This window comes from Xylanibacter brevis P6B11, from assembly GCF_000621825.1.
Lineage (GTDB): Bacteria > Bacteroidota > Bacteroidia > Bacteroidales > Bacteroidaceae > Prevotella > Prevotella brevis.
The window spans coordinates 1-23,669 of the sequence record NZ_JHXG01000010.1 but is presented as its reverse complement, the minus strand read 5'-3'; the positions used below and the strand labels follow the sequence as shown (position 1 = coordinate 23,669).

Below are 23,669 nucleotides of genomic sequence, written 5' to 3'. Positions count from 1 at the left end.
ATGAATATACTTAGTTTATTTGTACTGATTCCAGCCCTGATGCTTTTGGGATTGTGGGTAGCCCGCAATGTCAATCAGGTGCGTGGTGTGATGGTGACCGGTTCGTCACTTCTGCTGGTCCTGTCAATATGGCTTTGCTACTTTTTCGTAAGCGAGCGTAGTGCAGGCAATACCGACGAGATGTTGCTGGTGGCATCGACACCTTGGTTCGAGCCTCTGAACATCGCTTATAGCGTCGGTGTGGACGGCATCTCTGTCGTTATGCTGCTCTTGTCAAGCATCATCGTGTTCACCGGTACTTTTGCCTCTTGGCAGTTGAAGCCCATGACCAAGGAGTATTTCCTGTGGTTCACCCTTCTTTCTACGGGTGTGTATGGCTTCTTTATTTGCACAGACATGTTCACCATGTTCATGTTCTACGAGGTAGCTCTGATTCCTATGTATCTGCTGATTGGTGTGTGGGGTAGCGGCCGCAAGGAGTACTCAGCTATGAAACTCACCTTGATGCTGATGGGTGGTTCTGCATTGCTGATTCTTGGTATCCTTGGTATCTACTACTTCAGTGGTCATACCACGATGAATGTCAATGAGATTGCTGCTATGCACAACATCGATCCTGATATTCAGAATGTGTTCTTCCCCTTCATCTTCATTGGTTTCGGTGTGCTGGGCGCTCTGTTCCCCTTCCACACATGGTCTCCCGACGGTCATGCTTCGGCACCTACAGCGGTATCCATGTTGCACGCAGGCGTGCTGATGAAGTTGGGAGGCTATGGCTGTTTCCGTATCGCCATGTATCTGCTGCCAGATGCCGCACAGGATCTGTCGTGGATCTTCTTGATATTGACCACCATCTCTGTGGTTTATGGTGCCCTCTCAGCATGTGTGCAGACCGACCTGAAGTACATTAATGCCTATTCTTCAGTATCTCACTGTGGACTGGTGCTCTTTGCCCTTCTGATGATGTCGCAGACAGCCGTTACAGGTGCTATCCTGCAGATGTTGTCTCACGGTCTGATGACAGCCCTCTTCTTTGCGCTGATTGGTATGATCTACGGACGTACACACACACGTGACATCCGTGAGTTGGCCGGTCTGATGAAGATTATGCCTTTCCTGGCTGTAGGTTATGTGATTGCTGGTTTGGCCAACTTGGGTCTGCCTGGCTTCTCAGGCTTCATTGCCGAGATGACCATCTTCGTGGGTTCGTTTGGCGCTAAGCCTTTGGCTGGCGACCCAGATACCTCGTTCCGTATGGTTGCTACTATCATTGCATGTATGTCTATTGTGGTGACAGCCGTTTATATCCTGCGTGTGGTAGGCAAGATTCTGTATGGTGAGGTTGAGAACAAGCACTACCTCGAACTGACAGACGCTACATGGGATGAGCGCTTTGCAGTGATCTGCCTGATTTTCTGCGTGGCAGGTCTGGGTGTATGTCCTTTCCTGTTCAGCGACATGATTTCGCCAGCAGCAGGCAACATTCTTCGTTCAATTGGTGTAATGTAATACTGTAGTAAAGATGAACTATTCACAATTCTTAAATATGATTCCTGAGGCCACCCTGATGCTGGCCTTGGTGCTGGTATTCTTTGCCGACTTTGCACTGTATAAGAGCGAGCGCAAGACGTTTGTGCTTGGCGTGCTGACTGGTGCACTGCTGTTGTGCCAGCTGGTGCCTTGCTTCCTGGCAGAGCCTGCTACGGCTTTTGGAGGAATGTATGTGTCTTCTCCTATCGTTAATGTGATGAAGACCATTCTGACACTGGGTACCTTTATCGTGGTTGTTATGTCGCAGAAGTGGATGGCCTCCAACACGAAACTCTCTGGTGAGTTCTATATGCTGGTGCTTTCTACGCTGTTGGGCATGTACATGATGATGTCTGCAGGTCATTTCCTGCTGTTCTTCCTTGGCTTGGAGATGGCTTCAGTGCCTATGGCATGTCTGGTGGCCTTCGACCGCTATAAGAAGAAATCAGCCGAGGCTGCAGCAAAGTATATCCTCACAGCTACATTCTCGAGTGGTGTGATGCTCTATGGTATCTCGTTCCTCTATGGTGCTGTGGGTACGTTGTACTTCGACGATATGGCTGCTTCAATTGAGCTGACACCACTCACTATTATGGGTATGGTATTCTTCTTCAGTGGCTTGGGCTTTAAGATTTCCTTGGTTCCGTTCCACTTCTGGACAGCAGACACCTATGAAGGTGCACCAACCCCAATCACCGGTTATCTGAGTGTTGTATCAAAGGGTGCTGCCACGCTGACGCTGGCAATCATTTTGATGCACGTGTTCGGTCGTCTGGTAGAGTATTGGGAGCCCCTGCTTTGGATTGTCATCATGCTGACCATCACAGTAGGTAACCTGTTCGCCATCCGTCAGACCGAGTTGAAGCGCTTCATGGCCTTCTCGTCAATCTCTCAGGCCGGTTATATCATGTTGGCTGTGATTGGCAACTCTGCACAGAGCCTGACCGCCCTAACCTTCTACGTGCTGGTTTACGTGGCAGCTAATATGGCTGTGTTCACTGTTATCAGCGCGGTAGAGGAGAGTAATGGAGGTCGCACCGATATGGCTGCATACAATGGACTCTATGCCACCAATCCTAAGTTGTCGCTACTGATGACGCTGGCTCTGTTCTCATTGGCTGGTATTCCTCCTTTTGCAGGTATGTTCTCAAAGTTCTTTGTGTTCATGGCTGCAGTAGGAGGTCATGAGAGTGCGCCCTTCTGGCCATACTTTGTGGTGTTTATAGCCTTGATTAATACGGTAGTGTCGCTCTACTACTATCTGCTGATTGTAAAAGCAATGTATATCACCAAGACCGAAGAGCCACTGCCAACCTTTAAGAATGGTGCAGCTATCAATTGGAGCCTTGCGATCTGTACAATTGGCATCCTGTTGTTTGGCGTTTGCTCATGCATCTATGAGTGGATTGACAAGGCTGCAGTAGCTTTGTAATGATGAGTTTACTAGATATTATACTACTTTCAATAGCGCTTGCGATGGACTGCTTCACGGTATCCATCGCAAGCGGCTTTATTCTTCGCGTCAAGTCATGGCGCGTGATTTTGCAGATCAGTTTCCTATTCGGCTTCTTCCAAGCTATGATGCCGCTGATTGGCTGGCTTTTGATGGGGCATTTTACTCGCTATGTAGAAAGCTTTGGTCATTGGCTTGCCTTTGGCTTATTGGCCTTTCTTGGTGGAAAGATGATTCGCGAATCGTTCTTGCCCGAGGAGCATCAGACATTCAATCCCCGCAGGCTTCGCACCCAGTTGCTACTGGCAGTAGCCACCAGTATCGATGCCTTAGCCGTTGGCATCTCGTTGGCTGTAACGGGCTATACGAGCCTTACATCATTAGTAGTGCCATTGGTTTGGATAGGTCTTGGCTCTTTCCTTTTTGGCGTAGTAGGCCATTTATTGGGCTTGCGTTTTGGAAATTTAGCAAACCGTTTCTTACGTCCCGAGTTGTTAGGTGGCATTATTCTTATTGCTATTGGTGTAAAGGTGTTGTTGAGTTAATCTTCTCAAATATGGCTTTTATCTCGCTAATTATTTGTAATTTTGCAGTCGAAAAAGAAAAGTTAGAAGATGAAAGCAATAAAAGCAGCTTTGTTTGACCTTGATGGCGTTGTTTTTGATACCGAGAAACAGTACACTGTTTTCTGGGGAGAACAGTGCCGCCTGTATCATCCCGAATATCCAGGATTGGAACACGAGATAAAGGGTCAGACACTGGATCAGATATACGAGCATTGGTGGAGTGGGGACTTGAAGAAAGAGCGTGCGGTTATTACTCAACGCCTCAATGATTTCGAGGCACAGATGGCTTTCGAGTATGTAGAAGGCTTCGAACATTTTGTGGCCGACTTGCGTGCTCATGGTGTAAAGACAGCCGTGGTGACAAGTTCTAATCAGCCCAAGATGCAGAGCGTCTTTCGCGCCAGAAAGGAATTCCAGCAGCTCTTCGATGCCATTCTGACGAGTGAGGACTTTGCCGAAAGCAAACCATCGCCAGATTGCTATTTGAAAGGAGCTGCTCGCTTCTCTTTAGCCCCCTCAGAGTGTGTAGTCTTTGAAGACAGCTTCAATGGGCTCAAATCGGGTAGGGCAGCCAATATGTTTGTAGTCGGCTTGACCACAACCAATTCAGAAGAATCAATCAAACCGCTATCTGATGTTCAGATAGCCAACTATAAAGGACTGTCGTACGACAGCCTTGTTCAACTATTTAACGCTTAATTATTGTATAGAAAAATGGCAGGATACTTAGTATCAGATGAACGCAAGGTGACTACTCACCGCTTCATCGAGATGAAACAGAAAGGTGAAAAGATTTCGATGCTTACGTCGTATGACTTTACTACTGCTGGTATAGTAGATAAGGCCGGTATCGACGGCATCCTGATAGGCGATTCAGCTTCTAACGTGATGGTGGGCAACTCTACCACACTGCCTATGACCGTGGATCAGATGATTTATCATGCTCGTTCGGTGGTGAATGCTGTGAAGCGCGCCCTCGTGGTTTGCGACATGCCCTTTGGTAGCTATCAGACCGGAGTACACGATGGTGTTACCAATGCTATTCGTATCATGAAGGAGAGTGGCTGTGATGCCGTGAAGATGGAGGGCGGTGTAGAGATTCTCGATACCGTCAAGGCTATTCTGGATGCTGGTATCCCCGTGATGGCACACCTGGGACTGACCCCACAAAGCATCAATAAGTTTGGCACCTATGCAGTTCGTGCTAAGGAGGATCGCGAGGCTGCTAAGCTCATTTCTGATGCAAAGGCGCTGGCAGAGGCCGGTTGTTTTGGCGTAACCCTGGAGAAGGTGCCCGCTGCTTTGGCTAAGCAGGTGACCGACGAGATCAGCGTTCCAACTATCGGTATTGGTGCCGGTAATGGTTGTGACGGTCAGATTCTCGTTGTAGCCGATATGCTGGGCATGACTCAGGGCTTCTCACCCCGTTTCTTGCGTCGCTATGCTAATCTGAATGAGGTGATGACCGATGCAATTGGCCAGTATGTCTCAGACGTGAAGAGTGGTGACTTCCCCAACGAAAAGGAATCCTATTAAAAACAAACATATTATTAAAGACTAAAAAACTATCTAACGTTATGAAACAATTCAATGACAAAGACTTTGTGCTGGAGAACGAGGTAGCTCGTGATCTCTATCACAACCATGCTGCCAAGATGCCAATCATTGACTATCACTGTCATTTGATTCCCGAAATGGTGGCCAAGGATCATAAGTTTAAGAGCATCACCGAGTTGTGGCTTGGTGGTGACCACTATAAGTGGCGTGCAATGCGTACCAATGGCGTTGATGAACGCTATTGCACGGGTAAGGACACCACCGACTGGGAGAAGTTTGAGAAGTGGGCAGAGACGGTGCCTTACACCTTCCGTAACCCGCTTTATCACTGGACCCACCTGGAACTGAAGACTGCTTTTGGTATCGAGAAACTATTGTCGCCCAAGACTGCCCGTGAGATCTTCGATGAGTGCAATGACAAACTCCAGAATGATCCCAACTTCACAGCACGCGGACTGATGCGTCACTACAATGTGGAGTGTGTATGTACCACCGACGATCCCGTCGATGATCTTCATAACCACATCAAGTATGCCAAGGTTCGCACCGAGAAAGACCCCTTGATGATTCCTGCATGGCGTCCGGACAAGGCTATGAATATCGAAAAGCCTGAATTTGCCAAGTATGTAGAACAGTTGGGGCAGGTTGCCGATGTTCATATTACCACCTTTGCTGACATGCTTGATGCCCTCCAGAAGCGTCATGACTTCTTTGCCGCTCAGGGATGTAAGCTCAGCGATCACGGTATCGAAGAGTTCTATGATGAGGAGTACACCGACTCGCAGATTGAGACTATCTTCGAGAAAGCCCTGCGTGGACAGCAGTTGTCTGAGTATGAAGTACGTCAGTTTAAGAATTGTTTCCTGACGCGCATGGCCGAGATGGATGCCGAGTCCGACTGGACTCAGCAGTTCCACTATGGCGCTATTCGCGACAACAACACGAAGATGTACAACAGCCTTGGTCCCGACACCGGCTTCGACTCTATCGGCGAGTTCAACACAGCCCGAGCCATGTCTAAGTTCCTCAACAAGTTGAACATGGAAGACAAGCTCACGCGTACCATATTATATACGTTGAATCCTTGTGCCAACGAGGTGATTGCCACCATGCTGGGCAACTTCCAGGGAGGCGAGCCCGGTAAGATCCAGTTTGGTTCAGGTTGGTGGTTCAACGACCAGATGGACGGCATGGTACGCCAGATGAACGCCCTCTCGGTGCTGGGTCTGCTGAGTCGTTTTGTGGGCATGCTCACCGACTCACGTTCGTTCCTCAGCTATCCTCGTCACGAGTATTTCCGTCGCATTCTGTGCAATCTGCTGGGAAACGACGTAGAGCGTGGCCTGCTGCCCGACGATCGCGAGACGCTGGCCCGCATGGTAGAGGATATCTCTTACAATAACGCACGTCGCTACTTCAAGTTCTATTAAGCAGCCGGCATGTGCCTAGAGGTTTGCCGTAACTAAAGTGCCCCTTTGGTTACGGCAAACTTGTGTTTTAGTTACGCCAAACCTATGCTTTCGTTACGTTAAACTTACGCTTTGTTTACGCCAAACCAACGCTTTTATTCTAGTAAACTATAGCAATATTATAATGAGAGGGTATGTAATGCGTTAAAAAATATTAACGAATTTTGAAAATAGCAAATCAATTACTCCCAAAATGCTAACTTTTTGCTACCTTTGCAAACGGAAATTATTATATAGAAAACAACGTTATGTTAGCATATAAGAAAATTCTTCTCCTCGTCATGACAGCCTTTTTTGTTGTTGGCTGTGGTAGTCAGAAGGATGTTCCCTATTTTCAAAACTCTCAGAAAGTAGATTTATCTCAGTCACAATATTTGTATGATGCTCGCATCATGCCTAAGGATCAGCTGAATATCACCGTCAGTGCTATCGACGATGAAGCCGTCGTAGCTTTCAACCTGACCATTCCTACGCCTTACACCGTAGGTCAGCGCAGCTCCTACTCTCAGGCTATGCTGCAGACCTATCTGGTGGACAACGATGGAAATATCAATTTTCCCATTGTCGGTCAGTTGCATGTTGGCGGTCTGACCAAGTCGCAGGCAGAGCGCATGATTGAGGATAAGATTAAGCCCTATGTTAATGCTTCGGTCAACCCCATCGTGACTGTCCGCATGACAGGCTACCAAATCTCTGTGCTTGGTGAGGTGGCTCGTCCAGGTACATTCAATGTGTCTCGTGAGAAAATCACAATACTTGAGGCGCTGGCACAGGCTGGCGACTTGACTATCTACGGTCAGCGTAAGAACGTGCAGCTGATTCGTGAAGACTCTACAGGTCAGAAGTCTATCCATACCTTCGACCTCACCGATGCCAACATCATCAACTCACCGTACTTCTATCTTCAGCAGAACGATGTGGTGTACGTGACTCCTAACAAAGTGAAGGCGCAGAACTCTAGCGTTGGTAGCATGACCTCCCTTTGGTTCTCGGCTACGTCTATCCTTATCTCGTTGACTTCGTTGTTGTATAACATACTTAAGAAATAGTTAAATGAGAGATTGAGATTCTATTCTCAATCTCTTTTTACATAACACAAACATAAAAAGAGAAGACAGAACATTATGTGTGGAATCGTAGGATATCTTGGAAAACGCGAGGCTTATCCAATACTCATTAAAGGATTGCGTCGCTTGGAATATCGTGGTTACGACTCTGCTGGCGTAGCAATGATTAACGATAATGGCGAACTGAATGTCTATAAGTCAAAAGGTAAAGTCGATAATCTTTGTGAGTATTGTGCGGACAAGAACGTGAGTGGCACTGTCGGAATAGCTCATACACGTTGGGCAACGCATGGCGAGCCCTCTTCGCGCAATGCCCATCCACATTATTCTGAGAGCCACAATCTGGCCATTATCCATAATGGTATCATCGAGAACTATGCAGAGCTGAAGGCTAAGTTGGTGTCTAAAGGTGTTAAATTTGTTTCCGATACCGACACAGAAGTGCTGATACAGTTGATAGAGTATGTCAAGGAGCACAAGAAGCTGGATCTTCTCACAGCCGTTCAGGTATCACTTTACCAGGTTATTGGCGCCTATGCCATTGCAGTTCTTGACAAGAACGATCCCGATCAGATCATTGCAGCACGCAAGCAAAGTCCTCTGGTGGTAGGTATTGGCGAAGACGAGTTCTTCCTGGGTTCAGATGCCAGTCCTATCGTGGAATATACACAGAAAGTGGTCTATCTCGAAGATGGCAACATCGCAGTGATACGTCGTGGCGAAGAACTGCACGTGGTCAGCATTCTTGGCGAAGAACAAGAACTGAACGTCAAGAAAGTAGACCTGGACCTCGGACAGATAGAAAAGGGAGGCTTCCCTCACTTTATGTTGAAGGAAATCTTTGAGCAACCCGATTGTCTGACAAACTGCATGCGTGGACGTATTAACGTGGAAGGTACTCATGTGACACTGTCGGCACTGATCGACTACAGACGTCAACTGCTTAGCGCCAAGCGCGTCGTTATCGTGGCCTGTGGCACCAGTTGGCATGCCGGTCTGATTGGTAAGCAAATCATCGAGAGCCTTTGTCGCATTCCAGTAGAAGTTGAATACGCCTCAGAGTTTAGATACCGCAATCCTGTGGTAGGCAAGGACGATGTCGTCATTGCCATCTCGCAGAGCGGTGAGACGGCCGATACCCTGGCAGCGGTACAGTTGGCTAAGGAAAAGGGCGCTTTTATCTACGGCGTCTGCAATGCCATTGGGTCATCGATACCGCGTGTCACCGACACAGGTACCTATATCCATGTAGGCCCCGAGATTGGTGTCGCTTCGACAAAAGCATTTACCGGTCAGGTCACTGTGCTCATCATGATGGCACTTGCCATGGGCGAGGCTAAAGGTACGATTAATCGCAAGGAATATTTGGAGATTGTAAAAGGGCTGAACGAAATACCCGATAAGATTCGCGAGGTGCTGAAGACCAACAACAAAGTGGCCGATCTGGCTCGCACATTCACTTATGCCCATAATTTCCTTTATTTGGGACGTGGCTATTCCTATCCCGTAGCTCTTGAGGGCGCTTTGAAACTGAAAGAGATTTCCTACATCCATGCCGAGGGTTATCCTGCGGCAGAGATGAAGCATGGACCTATCGCTCTGATAGACTCCGATATGCCTGTTGTCGTCATTGCCACTCACAATGCAATGTACGAGAAGGTATTGTCAAATATTCAGGAGATAAAAGCCCGTCAGGGTCGTGTGATTGCGCTCGTGTCTAGCGGCGACGACACCATCTCCAAGATTGCCGACGAGGTCATAGAACTTCCCGACGTTTTGGAATGTCTGGAACCGTTGGTGGCCACCGTGCCACTTCAGCTGTTGGCCTATCATGTTGCCGTTTGTAAAGGCAAGAATGTTGATCAGCCGAGAAACTTGGCGAAATCAGTTACTGTTGAATAATTTTTTTAAGGCGTGTCGTTTTTAATGACTCGCCTTTATTTTGGAATATGAGGATGAAAGACGTTACACTGGTCCTAGACGACGGGACACAATTTAAAGGAAAGTCGTTTGGTTACGAATCGCCTGTAGCAGGTGAGGTAGTGTTCAACACAGCAATGATGGGTTATCCAGAGTCATTGACCGACCCCAGTTATGCTGGACAGATGATGGTGCTCACTTTCCCCTTGGTGGGTAACTATGGTGTGCCCCGCTTCAGCATGGAAGAGAGTGGATTGGCTACCTTCATGGAGAGCGACCGCATCTATGCCACTGCACTCATTGTGAGTGACTATTCTGAGCAGTACTCACACTGGAATGCCTGCGAGTCGCTGGGCGACTGGCTGAAGCGCGAAAAGGTGCCTGGCGTCACAGGCATTGATACCCGTGCGCTCACCAAGGTGCTGCGCGAACATGGCGTCATGATGGGCCGTCTTGTGTTCGAGGGTATGCCCGACAACGTAGAGAAGCAAGATTACGATACCATCAACTGGGTGGAGCGCGTGTCATGTAAAGATATTATCCGCTACAACGAGGGTGCTGGCAAGAAAGTGGTGCTGGTGGACTGTGGTGTGAAGCATAACATCATCCGCTGCTTGGTTAATCGCGGTGTAGAGGTGATCAGAGTGCCCTGGAACTACGATTATACCGATATGGCTTTCGATGGTCTGTTCCTGGCCAATGGTCCTGGCGACCCCGACATGTGCGTAGATGCCGTAAACGTCTTGAAGAAGCAGATGTCAGATAGTCGTAAGCCCATCTGTGGTATCTGCATGGGTAACCAGTTGCTGGCTAAGGCAGGTGGCGCTACCATCTATAAACTGAAGTACGGTCATCGTTCTCATAACCAGCCCGTACGCGAGGTAGGCACCAATCGTTGTTATGTCACTTCACAGAACCACGGCTATGCCGTTGATGCCAGTACGCTGGGCAACGACTGGCGCGAGCTTTTTGTGAACATGAACGATGGCAGCAACGAAGGAATCCGCCATATGACATATCCTTGGTTCTCGTCACAGTTCCACCCCGAGGCCTGCTCAGGTCCTGTTGATACCGAATTTATGTTTGATCGTTTTATTGAGACATTATGAAAGACAGCCAAATAAAGAAAGTTCTGCTGCTGGGTAGCGGCGCATTGAAGATCGGCGAAGCCGGAGAGTTCGACTATAGTGGTTCGCAGGCCTTGAAAGCACTTCGTGAAGAAGGTGTGAAGACCGTGCTGATCAATCCAAATATTGCAACTGTTCAGACATCCGAGGGTGTAGCTGATGAGGTTTACTTCCTTCCTGTTCAGCCCTACTTCGTAGAGCGTGTGATTGAGAAAGAACGCCCCGACGGCATCCTGCTGGCCTTTGGTGGACAGACTGCCCTGAACTGTGGTGTAGAACTCTACCAGAGCGGTGTTCTGGAGAAATATAATGTGAAAGTGCTTGGCACCCCCGTGCAGGCCATCATGGACACCGAGGACCGCGAGCTCTTCGTAAAGAAGTTGGATGAGATTGGCGTAAAGACCATCAAGAGCGAAGCTTGCGAGACTATCGAGCAGGCACGTCAGGCTGCCAAGACCCTGGGTTATCCCGTCATCCTTCGTGCAGCTTATGCACTGGGAGGTCTGGGTTCAGGCTTTTGCGATAACGAGGAAGAATTGGACAAACTGGCCGAGAAAGCCTTTGCCTTCTCACCTCAGGTTTTGGTCGAGAAATCGCTGAAAGGCTGGAAAGAGATTGAATATGAGGTGGTGCGCGACCGCTACGACAACTGTATCACGGTGTGTAACATGGAGAACTTTGACCCTCTGGGTATCCACACCGGTGAGTCTATTGTCATCGCTCCTTCGCAGACACTTACCAACTCAGAGTATCACAAACTGCGTGCATTGGCCATCAAGATCATCCGTCATATCGGTATCGTGGGCGAGTGTAACGTTCAGTATGCCTTCGACCCTCAGTCAGAGGATTATCGCGTCATCGAGGTCAATGCCCGCCTGAGTCGTTCTTCAGCCTTGGCATCAAAGGCAACGGGTTATCCCTTGGCTTTCGTAGCTGCCAAGTTGGGTATGGGCTATGGCCTGTTTGAGTTGAAAAACTCTGTTACCAAGACGACTTCTGCATTCTTCGAGCCTGCTCTTGACTATGTGGTCTGCAAAATACCTCGTTGGGACCTCTCAAAATTCCATGGCGTAGATAAGGAACTTGGTTCTTCCATGAAGTCAGTAGGCGAGGTGATGGCCATCGGTCGCAATTTTGAAGAGGCCATTCAGAAAGGTCTGCGCATGATTGGTCAGGGCATGCATGGATTTGTTGAGAACAAGGAATTGAAGATTAATGATATCGATGCTGCACTGCGCGAGCCAACAGACAAGCGTATCTTCGTCATCTCGAAAGCGATGCATCAGGCTCAATACACCATCGACCGCATCCATGAGTTGACCAAGATTGACAAGTGGTTCCTCGAGAAATTGAAGCATATCATTGATATCGACGAACAACTGAAAGGCCAGAACATCAACACCGTTGACTCTGAGCTGCTTCGCAGTGCAAAGGTATATGGTTTCACAGACTTCCAGATAGCACGTGCCATGGGCTTAGAACAGGAGTTCTCCAACATGCACAAGGCGCTGATAGTAGTTCGCAACCGTCGTAAGCAACTGGGCATTGTGCCTGTCGTAAAGCAAATCGACACCCTGGCTGCCGAGTATCCCGCACAGACCAACTATCTCTACGTTACATATTCAGGCGTTGCCAACGATATTCAGTACGAGAACGACAGAAAGAGCATCATCGTATTGGGCTCTGGTGCTTATCGCATCGGTTCTTCTGTGGAGTTCGACTGGTGTGGCGTGCAGGCACTGAACACCATCCGTAAAGAAGGCTGGCGCTCGGTGATGATCAACTACAACCCCGAGACGGTATCTACCGACTATGATATGTGCGACCGCCTCTACTTCGATGAACTCACCTTCGAGCGTGTGCTTGATATTATAGATATGGAACAGCCCTACGGCGTCATCGTTTCAACCGGTGGACAGATACCTAATAACCTAGCTGTTTATCTGGATGAGGCCGGTGTGCGCATTCTGGGTACGCAGGCTCAGGACATCGATGGAGCTGAAGACCGCGCTAAGTTCTCGCAGATGCTGAACGAGCTGGGTGTCAATCAGCCCGAGTGGAGCGCTCTGACTTCTATGGAGGATATCGACCGCTTTGTTGATAGGGTAGGCTTCCCCGTTCTGGTGCGTCCTTCTTACGTACTGAGTGGTGCAGCCATGAATGTATGTTCAAACCGTGACGAGTTGGAGCGCTTCCTGCAGTTGGCTGCTAATGTCTCTGAGGATCACCCTGTAGTGGTATCAAAGTTCATTGAGCATGCCAAGGAAATCGAGATGGATGCCGTGGCAAAGGATGGCGAGATTCTGGCTTATGCCATCAGTGAGCACATCGAGTTTGCTGGTGTACATAGTGGTGACGCTACCATTCAGTTCCCACCACAGAAGCTCTATGTAGAAACCGTACGCCGCATCAAGCGCATCTCACGCCAGATTGCCAAGGCTCTGCATATCAATGGTCCGTTCAATATCCAGTATATGGCTCGCGAGAACGATATTCTTGTTATCGAGTGTAACCTGCGTGCCAGCCGTAGTTTCCCATTCGTATCGAAGGTGTTGAAGATGAACCTCATCGAACTGGCTACGAAGGTGATGCTGGGTCTCCCCGTAGAAAAACCCTCTAAGAACCTGTTCGACCTCGACTATGTTGGTATCAAGGCTAGTCAGTTCTCGTTCAATCGTCTGCAGAAGGCCGACCCCGTTCTCGGTGTAGATATGGCCTCTACCGGTGAGGTGGGATGTATTGGCGACAATACCAACTCGGCACTGCTGAAGGCCATGCTCTCGGTAGGGCATCGCATCCCCAAGAAGACAGTGCTTCTTTCTACCGGTGATGCCAAGCAAAAGGCAGAGATGCTGGATGCAGCCAGAATGCTGGTCAACAACGGCTATGAAATCTATGCCACAGACGGTACGTCAAAGTATCTCTCGGATAATGATATCGAGAACACACTGGTACACTGGCCTTCTGATAATGCTCAGCCACAGGCACTCGATTTGCTGCATGAACATAAGATAGATATGGTGGTAAATATCCCTAAGGACTTGACCAGCAATGAGCTGACAAATGGTTACACCATCCGTCGTGCCGCTATCGATCTGAATGTGCCGCTGATTACCAATGCTCGTCTTGCAGCAGCCTTTATCTCGGCCTTCTGTACTGTTCCAGTAGATGAAATAGGTATTAAAGCATGGAGTGAATATAAGTAAAACTGTCGAATTGTTACTTTATTAGTTAAAATTCTTACGGATTATTTGTTTGTTAGCGGAATTATTTATAATTTTGCACACCAAACGAATGGATACATAAGATTTTTAAGGTAAAAAGACATGAGCGACAGATTGTTTATATTTGATACAACACTCCGTGATGGAGAGCAGGTGCCTGGATGTCAATTGAATACAATTGAGAAAATCCAGGTAGCCAAAGCTCTCGAGCAGTTGGGAGTAGATGTTATAGAGGCAGGATTCCCTATTAGTTCGCCAGGTGACTTCAACTCAGTAATTGAGATTTCAAAGGCAGTCACCTGGCCTACTATTTGTGCATTGACCAGAGCAGTAAAGAAAGATATAGATGTTGCTGCCGATGCGCTGAAATTTGCCAAACACAAGCGAATTCATACGGGCATAGGTACGAGTGATAGCCACATTAAATATAAGTTCAACTCCACACGCGAGGAGATTATAGAGCGCGCTGTTGCTGCTGTTAAGTATGCCAAAGGCTATGTTGAGGACGTGGAGTTCTATGCCGAGGATGCAGGTCGAACAGACAATGAGTATTTGGCTCGTGTCGTCGAAGCTGTCATTAAGGCAGGAGCTACGGTCGTCAATATCCCAGATACCACGGGCTATTGCCTTCCAGATGAGTTTGGTGCTAAGATTAAGTACCTGATGGAGCATGTGGATGGTATTGACAAGGCCATCATCTCCACTCATTGTCATAACGACCTGGGCATGGCAACGGCCAATACGCTGTGTGGCGTGCTGAATGGTGCCCGCCAGGTGGAGGTGACGATGAACGGCATCGGTGAGCGTGCAGGAAATACCTCGCTCGAAGAGATTGCCATGATCCTGAAATGCCATAAGGGCATAGATATTGATACCAACATAAATACTCAAAAGATATATCCCACTTCACGTTTAGTGTCCAGTCTTATGAACATGCCTGTACAACCAAACAAGGCTATCGTAGGACGCAATGCCTTTGCGCATAGCAGCGGTATTCATCAGGATGGTGTGTTGAAGAATGTACAGACCTATGAGATTATTGATCCAAAGGACGTTGGAATCGACGACAATAGCATTGTTCTCACGGCTCGTTCCGGTCGTGCAGCCTTGAAGCACAGACTTCATGTGAACGGTGTAGCCCTTACCGAAGAGAAACTGGATAAGGTCTATGAAAAGTTCCTGCAACTGGCCGACCAGAAGAAAGAGGTTACCGATGCTGACGTGTTGATGCTGGCTGGTGCCGATACAGCAGACCAGCATGCTGTCAAGCTTGATTTCTTGCAGGTTACGACGGGCAAGGGCGTAAAGAGTGTAGCATCTATCGGTTTGGATATCAGTGGCCAGAAGTTTGAAGCCGCTTCGTCAGGTAATGGTCCTGTGGATGCTGCTATCAAGGCACTGAAGCGTATAGTGATGAAGCAGATGACGCTAAAGGAGTTTACGATTCAGGCAATATCAAAGGGATCGGACGATGTCGGTAAGGTGCATATGCAAGTAGAATACGAAGGACAATTGTACTACGGTTTTGGTGCCAATACCGATATTGTTACTGCTTCTGTTGAAGCCTATATAGACTGTATCAACAAATTTAAGAAGAGCGAATGAATACATTATTTGACAAGATATGGGACCGTCATGTAGTTCAAGTTGTAGAAGATGGCCCAACCCAATTGTATATAGACAGGCTTTATTGTCATGAGGTGACTTCGCCTCAGGCTTTCGATGGATTGAGGAGTAGAGGATTGAAATGTTTTCGTCCCGAACGCATCTATTGTATGCCCGACCACAATACGCCCACTCACGATCAGGATAAGCCTATAGAAGATCCTGTTTCCAGAAAACAAGTGGACACTCTTGCACGCAATGCCGAGGAATTTGGCTTGACGCATTATGGAATGATGTCTAAAGACAACGGAATTATCCACGTGGTAGGACCAGAGAAAGGACTTTCTTTGCCTGGAATGACTATCGTGTGTGGCGATTCTCACACCTCAACACATGGTGCGATGGGTGCTGTCGCTTTCGGTATTGGCACTTCCGAGGTCGAGATGGTGATGGCCTCGCAGTGTATTCTGCAGCAGAAACCCAAATCTATGCGTATTACCATCAAAGGAAAGCTGGGCAAGGGTGTCACGCCAAAGGATGTCGCTCTTTATTTGATGTCAGAGATAAGCACGAGTGGTGCCACGGGTTACTTTGTGGAATATGCCGGACCTGTAGTTGAAGAGATGACCATGGAGGGGCGTCTCACATTGTGCAATTTGTCTATCGAGATGGGTGCACGAGGCGGCTTCATTGCTCCTGACGATACGACCTTTAATTATATAAAAGGCAGGGAGTTCGCTCCTAAGGGGGAAGCCTGGGAGGAGGCTGTGGCTTATTGGAAAACTTTGAAAAGTGATGAAGATGCCGTCTATGACAAAGAACTTGTTTTTGATGCAGCAGATATAGAACCGCGCATCACTTACGGCACAAATCCTGGTATGGGAATAGGTATCACTTCTTCAATTCCAACAGAAGGCGAGGTGAATTTCCATAAAGCGCTAGACTATATGGGCTTTAAGCCTGGTGAAAAGCTGCTTGGCAAAAAGGTTGATTATATTTTCCTTGGAGCATGCACCAACGGACGTATTGAAGATTTCAGAGCATTTGCCTCTATCGTAAAAGGAAGGAAGAAGGCAGATGGTATTATTGCATGGTTGGTTCCTGGCTCTTGGTTGGTTGACCAACAAATTCGTGAAGAGGGACTTGATAAGGTGCTGGCTGAGGCTGGTTTCGAGATTCGTCAGCCAGGATGCTCGGCATGTCTGGCTATGAACGATGACAAAGTGCCTGCTGGAAAATACAGCCTTTCTACAAGTAATCGCAACTTTGAAGGTCGTCAGGGACCTGGCGCAAGAACCATTCTTTGTTCACCATTAGTTGCAGCCGCAGCTGCAGTCACAGGAGTAATAACCGATCCACGCACATTATTATGAAGCAGAAATTCAATGTTATAACATCTACTTGCGTTCCACTTCCTCTTGAGAATGTGGATACAGATCAGATTATCCCAGCCAGATTCTTGAAGGCTACAGACAAGGCGGGATTTGGTGATAACCTTTTCCGCGACTGGCGTTACGATAAGGATGGTAATCCTATTAAGGACTTTGTGTTAAACGACCCAACATACGGCGGATGTATCCTTGTTGCAGGAAAGAACTTCGGTTCAGGTTCCAGTAGAGAACATGCAGCATGGGCCATTGCCGGATATGGATTCCGGGTTGTTATCAGCAGTTTCTTTGCCGATATACATAAGAATAACGAGCTGAACAATTTTGTTCTTCCTGTAGTTGTTTCAGAGCCCTTCTTGGCAGAACTTTTCCAAAGTATTAAGGATAATCCGAAGATGCAAGTAGAGGTCGATTTGCCCAACCAGATGGTGACAAACAAGACTACTGGTAAGAGCGAACATTTCGAAATCAACGGCTACAAGAAGCATTGTCTGATGAATGGGCTAGACGATATTGACTATCTCTTGGAAAATAAAGATAAGATAGAGGCATGGGAAAAGCAGAACATGTAAAGGATATGCGCACCTTTCGTCCATATATCGAAATCATGGATTCCACGCTTCGTGATGGAGAACAGACCAGTGGCGTGTCCTTTCTTCCTCATGAGAAGCTGATGATTGCACGTATGTTGCTCCGTGATTTGAACGTGGATCGTATCGAGGTGGCGTCGGCAAGAGTGTCTGACGGTGAGAAAGAGGCTGTCAAAATGATATGCCGCTATGCCCGGCAGATAGAGCGCCTGGATAGTGTTGAGGTGCTTGGCTTTGTCGATGGCACGGTCTCTGTTGACTGGGTGAAAGATGCTGGCGCATGTGTGCTTAACCTTCTGGCTAAAGGGTCTCTAAAGCACTGCAGGGAACAACTGCAGAAGACACCCGAGGAGCATCTAAATGATATTAAGGCGGTGTTGGATTACGCAGATCGTAATGGCATCTCGGTGAATCTGTATCTTGAAGATTGGTCGAGTGGCATGAAAGAGTCGCCCGATTATGTCTATCAGATGATGGACGAGCTGACGGACTATCCGATCAGAAGATTTATGCTTCCAGATACATTAGGAATTATGAATCCTCTGCAGGTTATAGAATATTTCAGAAAGATGCTGAAGCGCTATCCCGACACGCATTTTGATTTCCACGCCCATAATGACTATGACTTGGCGGTTAGCAACTCTCTTGCAGCTGTATTAAGTGGTGCCCGAGGCTTGCATGTCACCGTGAACGGTCTTGGTGAGCGATGTGGTAATGCTCCGTTGTCTAGTGTTCAAGTCATTCTGAAAGACCATTTTAATGCTAAAACCAGTATCAATGAGAGCAAACTGAACGATATCAGTCGTTTGGTTGAAAGCTATAGCGGTATTAGTATTGCGCCCAATCAGCCGATTATCGGAGACAATGTCTTTACTCAGGTAGCTGGCGTCCATGCTGATGGCGATAATAAGGGCGGATTGTATCATAATGAACTGATGCCCGAACGATTTGGCAGAAAACGAGAGTATGCAATGGGCAAAACCAGCGGTAAAGCTAATATCACCCGCAATCTTAAGGAGTTGGGGTTGGAGCTGACTGCTGAACAAACTCAGCGTGTGACTAAACGAATCACTGAACTTGGCGATAGAAAAGAGGTCGTTACGCAAGACGATCTGCCATTCATTGTTAGCGATGTATTGAAACATGATGTGGCAGAAGAGCGTGTGAAGTTGGTCAGCTATCAGGTGTCATTAGCTTATGGCTTGAAACCCTTGGCGAATGTAAAGGTCGAAATTAATGGCAATCAGTATGAAGGTCACTCTTCTGGCGATGGTCAATATGATGCTTTCGTGAAAGCTATGCGAAAGATTTATAAGGAGTATTTGGACCGCACGTTCCCTCTTCTAGAGAACTATGCGGTGACGATTCCTCCTGGTGGACGCACGGACGCATTGGTACAAACGGTGATTACGTGGCAAATGGGTGATGGCAAGTTGATACGCACGCGTGGACTTGATGCCGACCAGACTGAGGCTGCCATTAAAGCTACAATTAAGATGCTTAATATTGTGGAGAGTAAACAATAGCTTTTATGAGCCAAAACAGCAGCTTTTCAATGCTTAAACAGTAACTTTTAATAAGGAATATAAAATGAAATTAAAGATAGCCGTTCTTCCTGGTGATGGTATAGGACCAGAAATAATGAAGCAAGGGGTGGCTGTACTCGAAGCAATTGCAGAAAAGTATGGTCATGAGTTCGAATATCAAGAAGCACTTGTCGGAGCCTGTGCTATTGATGCTGTCGGTGATCCGTATCCGGAAGCCACGCACGAGGTTTGTATGCAGGCTGACGCAGTTCTTTTTGCTGCTGTCGGTGATTTGAAGTATGACAATAATCCTACGGCAAAGGTGCGCCCAGAGACAGGACTTCTTGCTATGCGCAAGAAATTGGGACTCTTCGCAAATGTTCGTCCTGTGGCAACTTTCGACTGCTTGCTGCATAAGTCGCCTTTGAAAGATGAACTTCTAAAGGGAACTGACTTTGTGGTGCTGCGCGAACTGACCGGTGGTATGTATTTTGGCGAGAAATACCAGGATAACGACAAAGCCTTTGATACGGACATATACACGCGTCCTGAGATTGAACGAATTCTGAAGCTTGCTTTCGAAATGGCTCGCCAGCGCAGAAAGCATCTCACCGTTGTCGACAAAGCCAATGTGTTGGCATCAAGTCGCCTATGGCGCCAGATTGCAAAGGAGATGGAACCTCAGTATCCTGATGTCAATACGGATTATATGTTTATTGATAACGCTTCTATGCGCGTTTTGACGGAACCTCGCTTCTTTGACGTTATAGTTACAGAAAATACTTTTGGCGATATTCTCACTGATGAGACTTCATGTATTACGGGATCTATGGGCTTGCAACCTTCATCTTCGTTGGGTGATCATACACCATTGTTTGAGCCTGTTCATGGTTCATGGCCTCAGGCTGCAGGCCAGAATCTTGCCAACCCCGTGGCACAAATTCTTTCTGCAGCCATGTTGCTAGAGCATTTTGGCTTATCAAAAGAAGGAAAGCTGATTCGTGAAGCTGTGAATGCTTCTCTTGATGCCAATATCCGTACACCTGAGATCCAGGTGGAAGGCGCGCCAAAGTACGGAACCAACGAAGTGGGGCAATGGATAGTAGATTATATCAGAAAGGCATAATCGCATGCTCTTTGACGTTCGCATTGACGTCTTTTCCTTTCGCCGCTTTTGCTCAGACAGAGCAAGAGTGGCGAGACTCACTTTCTGTGCTTAACGAGAAGATTCGTCAAGCTCCAAGATCTGTTGATCTGCGATTACGAAAAGCTGCTGTTAATATAGAACTGGGACAGTGGAGCTATGCTGTAGATGAGTATAGTAGAATCTTGGAACTGGATGCCAAGAACCTTTCTGCGCTGTATTATCGGGCTTATGTGCATAATCATGAACGACGCTATGAATTGGCAAAGCAAGATTATGAGGCTTGTCTGACTATCGTTCCTCGCAATTTTGAGGCTCAACTGGGCTTGGCAATTGTCAAGCGTAACATGGGGCAGAAGGTTGAGGCAATGGATGGCTTTAACCAATTAATCCAGATGTTTCCAGACTCTGCAATAGCTTATGCTGCTAGAGCAGGTTATGAAGTAGAGTTGAAACAATACGAGCTGGCTCTTTATGACTGGGATGAGGCTATCTCGCGTCAACCCGAGAATATTGAGTATCTAATGTCGAAGGCAGATGTCCTTCTTATTCTTAAAAGACAAAAAGAAGCCAATGCCCTAATGCGGCGCATCAGGGCATTGGAAAAACATTAAGCTTTCAGTTCATTTGCATTACGTATTGTAATATCTCTTTGCGGGAATGGTATCTCAATGCCGTTCTCGTTAAGGGTATTATAAATACACTTGGTCATCTCGCTGACTACAAAAGCTTTCTTGACAGCTTCTGCCCATACCACCAATTTCATATCCACACTGGAATCTCCTAGTCCTACCATGGCTGTTGTTGCTTTCCTTGCAGGATCGACGAATTCCAAGTTTAGGTTGTTGGCTGCATCTTCTATTAGCTGAGATACCCTCTTTATGTCAGAACCATAGGCAACGCCAAACGGGATAACTGCTAACACATAACCATGATTTCTGGTCATGTTTTTGTAGTTCTTTGCAAACAACTGGCTATTCTGGAATGTGATAACCTCTCCAGAGATGGCTTCTATAATGGTAGACGTGTAACTGATGGAGGTTACTTTACCCATTGTTCCATCTACTTCTATCAGGTCTCCAACTTTGATTCGTCCTGCCATCAGCGAGGCTCCATAATAGATGTTCTCAATGATATCCTTAGATGCAAAACCAATACCAGTAGATAAACCGCCGGAAATGGCAAGCAACCAGGCCACGCTGATATTGAGTATTGAAAGTGAGATCATTAGCCATATACCCCAAACAAATACCTGAATGACATTTCTACCCATTACTTCGCGACTTGCTGCTGTTGAGGGGTCTTGAGTCTGGTAATGGAGTCTCATAAATGAGAGTATAGTACTGGTCGCATATGAGAATAAGAACCATAGATTAACCACCATGGATAGTTTGAGTATGCTAATCTTGAAGTTCTTTAAATCAATGAAGTTCCTTCTAAATAACTTCCAACAAAGATCGCTGAGGTTAAATATGTCTGCAGCCCAATAGATTGACAGCATAACAGAGATAACACCCATGATGGGAAGTACCACCTTATATATAAATTTATAAAACCAGCTCTTGCTGATAGGCTTTTCTTCAAGTCCATGCTTCACACCATAGATCTTCAAGTATTGGCTCACGCATGTGATAGTCAATATACATGTCAGCTGCATAATCCACCATATTAATATTTGTACAGCAAGTAGGGTGTAGCCCATCCATGCGCATCCCAAAGAACAGATGAATATGCTGAGAGAGAGATAGGTATAGAACATGTCCGAACGAGGAACGTTCTGGTTATGGCGTTTGATAACCATCCATTGCCAGATAGTGCAAAGTAATAGGATAGGGGGGAAAACGATGTTAACCAAATTGTTTGGAATCAAGATGATTCGGAATGTAATAACAAGGAATCCTATAACGATCAATGGAGCATATATAGAAAATGCGCTTTTTATCTGGCTGCCATTGACGCGTAGTAATAATGATATCAAAATAACACCTAATAGCCATGCATATTCGATTAGCAGGCTGCTAGCCATGATATAGAAATACTGGTCAAGCGTTGCATGAAGCAATCCCATGATTGCCGCAAACGTAACTGTCGTTGTTGCCATGATGATGCTAGTCTTCTTTTTGAGAAACTCTTCCGTGTGGAATCGTTTAGGCATGATAAATTTAAATACTGCCAGATTAAGAAGAACAGCAATAATGATGTAAAAGGCTATGACAATAAACAAACGTAGGATTACTGCGCCTCCCCAGTCAGATTTCGAATCCTCGTTCTGGTATTTGCTGGTTACAACTTCCTTTGTTTCAGTAATTTTGTTGCCAAAGTTTTTAAGTACAATGAAGTAGCTGTCGCCTCCATTCTTGAATATGCTGGTTTGAATATCGTTATAACGTTTGTTCGCATAATCATTAAGATAACCAAGGCGCCTTTCTGTCATTTCGTAGAAGGTGATATAGTCTGCAACTTGATTCCTGTTTTCAATCATAGTGTTTTTGATGTTGGTCGCCAGCGTTAGGCACACGGAACGATCTGTTTTCGCCTTCTGACTGAGAAATCCAGTATGCATGGTCTTAAGGCTCGTTATCAAACTGTCGTATTTAGCAACCTCAGCTTCAGAATTCTTTAGAAATGACTCAAAGGGTAATTGTTGACGCTGAAATTCCAAATACTGTTCGGTAGCTTCATGGCAAGCATAAGTTAAGTCAAATACAAACCCCTGATGCTGAGAGTACAACATAAGAGCATTTTGATTGCTGCGTTTCATCGTTTCTTGTAGCTCATTCACGATGTCGCGTGTCTGCTGCTTGCGATCATTTGCTTGATTACTTAACTCTCGTTGATAGTTAGTCAGCTCTACACGTAGTACACTTAAGGTCTGCTCTAAGTCTTTTTCCTTGAGAACAGCATGGGAACTTGATAGTATTGCAGTAATCGCAATAATGGTCGCAAGTATTCTTTTCATCTTGTTTCGTATTTGGTTTAGGTTGCAAAGATAATCATTTTTTTTAAGATGGAATAGTAATGGGGAATAATTTTATTTTTGGACTGTTTTGCTCCCTTATATATAATAAATAAGGTGTGTTGTAAAGAAATAAAAACAGAATCAATTTTTTCTTCAAAAAACTAAGAAAAATAGTAGAAAAGTTTTGGTGGTTCCGAAAAAAGCCGTACCTTTGCATCCGCTTACGAGGAACACCTCCTCACAGCAAAACAAGAAGAGTTCTTTGAAAGATTTACATAGACAGAGAAGTAGTACAAGAAGCGAGTGCTAATCTTAATTGAAAGGCACTTGGGTAACAGTAACGAACCGTCAATCATATTTTAAAATAGGTTGATAGACTTGATACTTTTTGGATAGTCATTCTGAAACAGATAATAGATAGTCCTCCTTATATTATATAGGGGAGCGGCGATCAAAAGATACAAACATTATACAATGAAGAGTTTGATCCTGGCTCAGGATGAACGCTAGCTACAGGCTTAACACATGCAAGTCGAGGGGCATC

General features: G+C 46.5%; 17 protein-coding genes and 1 rRNA gene. 17 read left to right on the top strand and 1 reads right to left on the bottom strand.

Annotated elements, in window-relative coordinates:
- From T496_RS0106390 to T496_RS13640, 16 genes are all read left to right on the top strand, one after another.
- Complete coding sequence (locus T496_RS0106390; RefSeq protein WP_027450012.1) at positions 1-1,509, top strand: complex I subunit 4 family protein; 1,509 nt, start codon at positions 1-3, stop codon at positions 1,507-1,509.
- A gap of 13 nt (positions 1,510-1,522) precedes the next feature.
- Entirely contained in the window at positions 1,523-2,962 is a 1,440-nt protein-coding gene (locus T496_RS0106385) for an NADH-quinone oxidoreductase subunit N (protein ID WP_027450011.1), read from the top strand.
- Between the two features lie 2 nt (positions 2,963-2,964).
- Positions 2,965-3,528: a manganese efflux pump MntP gene (locus T496_RS0106380; RefSeq protein ID WP_027450010.1), complete on the top strand. Its 564-nt coding sequence runs from the start codon at positions 2,965-2,967 to the stop codon at positions 3,526-3,528.
- Positions 3,529-3,597: 69 nt separating this feature from the next.
- Positions 3,598-4,248, top strand: a complete 651-nt coding sequence (locus T496_RS0106375; protein WP_027450009.1) for an HAD family hydrolase — start codon at positions 3,598-3,600, stop codon at positions 4,246-4,248.
- 15 nt (positions 4,249-4,263) lie between these two features.
- A complete protein-coding gene (gene panB / locus T496_RS0106370; protein WP_027450008.1) occupies positions 4,264-5,085 on the top strand; it encodes a 3-methyl-2-oxobutanoate hydroxymethyltransferase in 822 nt (273 codons plus the stop codon).
- 41 nt (positions 5,086-5,126) lie between these two features.
- On the top strand, positions 5,127-6,536 hold the full coding sequence (gene uxaC, locus T496_RS0106365) for a glucuronate isomerase (RefSeq protein WP_027450007.1): 1,410 nt from the start codon (positions 5,127-5,129) through the stop codon (positions 6,534-6,536).
- A gap of 287 nt (positions 6,537-6,823) precedes the next feature.
- Positions 6,824-7,624 (top strand): polysaccharide biosynthesis/export family protein, encoded by an 801-nt coding sequence (locus T496_RS0106360; RefSeq protein WP_027450006.1) that lies wholly within the window; start codon positions 6,824-6,826, stop codon positions 7,622-7,624.
- A gap of 75 nt (positions 7,625-7,699) precedes the next feature.
- A complete protein-coding gene (gene glmS / locus T496_RS0106355) occupies positions 7,700-9,544 on the top strand; it encodes a glutamine--fructose-6-phosphate transaminase (isomerizing) (RefSeq protein WP_027450005.1) in 1,845 nt (614 codons plus the stop codon).
- A 53-nt stretch (positions 9,545-9,597) separates the two neighbouring features.
- The gene (gene carA / locus T496_RS0106350) at positions 9,598-10,671 is read left to right on the top strand and encodes a glutamine-hydrolyzing carbamoyl-phosphate synthase small subunit (RefSeq protein WP_027450004.1); all 1,074 of its coding nucleotides are present in this window, start codon (positions 9,598-9,600) and stop codon (positions 10,669-10,671) included.
- A complete protein-coding gene (carB, locus tag T496_RS0106345; protein ID WP_027450003.1) occupies positions 10,668-13,895 on the top strand; it encodes a carbamoyl-phosphate synthase (glutamine-hydrolyzing) large subunit in 3,228 nt (1,075 codons plus the stop codon). Before carA ends, carB begins: the two co-directional genes overlap by 4 nt.
- A gap of 120 nt (positions 13,896-14,015) precedes the next feature.
- Positions 14,016-15,518, top strand: a complete 1,503-nt coding sequence (locus tag T496_RS0106340; protein ID WP_027450002.1) for a 2-isopropylmalate synthase — start codon at positions 14,016-14,018, stop codon at positions 15,516-15,518.
- Positions 15,515-16,891, top strand: coding sequence for a 3-isopropylmalate dehydratase large subunit (gene leuC, locus T496_RS0106335; protein ID WP_027450001.1), 1,377 nt, complete (start codon positions 15,515-15,517; stop codon positions 16,889-16,891). The genes T496_RS0106340 and leuC overlap by 4 nt, the downstream gene beginning before the upstream one ends.
- Positions 16,888-17,478, top strand: a complete 591-nt coding sequence (gene leuD / locus T496_RS0106330) for a 3-isopropylmalate dehydratase small subunit (RefSeq protein WP_027450000.1) — start codon at positions 16,888-16,890, stop codon at positions 17,476-17,478. The genes leuC and leuD overlap by 4 nt, the downstream gene beginning before the upstream one ends.
- Positions 17,457-19,022 carry an alpha-isopropylmalate synthase regulatory domain-containing protein gene (locus tag T496_RS0106325; RefSeq protein WP_027449999.1) on the top strand — a complete coding sequence of 522 codons (1,566 nt, stop codon included), beginning with the start codon at positions 17,457-17,459 and terminating at the stop codon, positions 19,020-19,022. Before leuD ends, T496_RS0106325 begins: the two co-directional genes overlap by 22 nt.
- A gap of 64 nt (positions 19,023-19,086) precedes the next feature.
- The gene (gene leuB / locus T496_RS0106320) at positions 19,087-20,148 is read left to right on the top strand and encodes a 3-isopropylmalate dehydrogenase (protein ID WP_027449998.1); all 1,062 of its coding nucleotides are present in this window, start codon (positions 19,087-19,089) and stop codon (positions 20,146-20,148) included.
- Positions 20,118-20,780 (top strand): tetratricopeptide repeat protein, encoded by a 663-nt coding sequence (locus T496_RS13640; RefSeq protein WP_044109568.1) that lies wholly within the window; start codon positions 20,118-20,120, stop codon positions 20,778-20,780. Before leuB ends, T496_RS13640 begins: the two co-directional genes overlap by 31 nt.
- On the opposite strand, the gene T496_RS0106310 is transcribed toward T496_RS13640, so the two are convergent.
- Complete coding sequence (locus T496_RS0106310; protein WP_044109556.1) at positions 20,777-23,125, bottom strand: mechanosensitive ion channel domain-containing protein; 2,349 nt, start codon at positions 23,123-23,125, stop codon at positions 20,777-20,779. The two genes, T496_RS13640 and T496_RS0106310, sit on opposite strands and share 4 nt — an antisense overlap.
- 471 nt (positions 23,126-23,596) lie before the next feature.
- On the opposite strand from T496_RS0106310, the gene T496_RS0106305 reads away from it, so the two are divergent.
- Positions 23,597-23,669: ribosomal RNA gene (locus T496_RS0106305) — 16S ribosomal RNA — on the top strand; the annotation flags it as partial.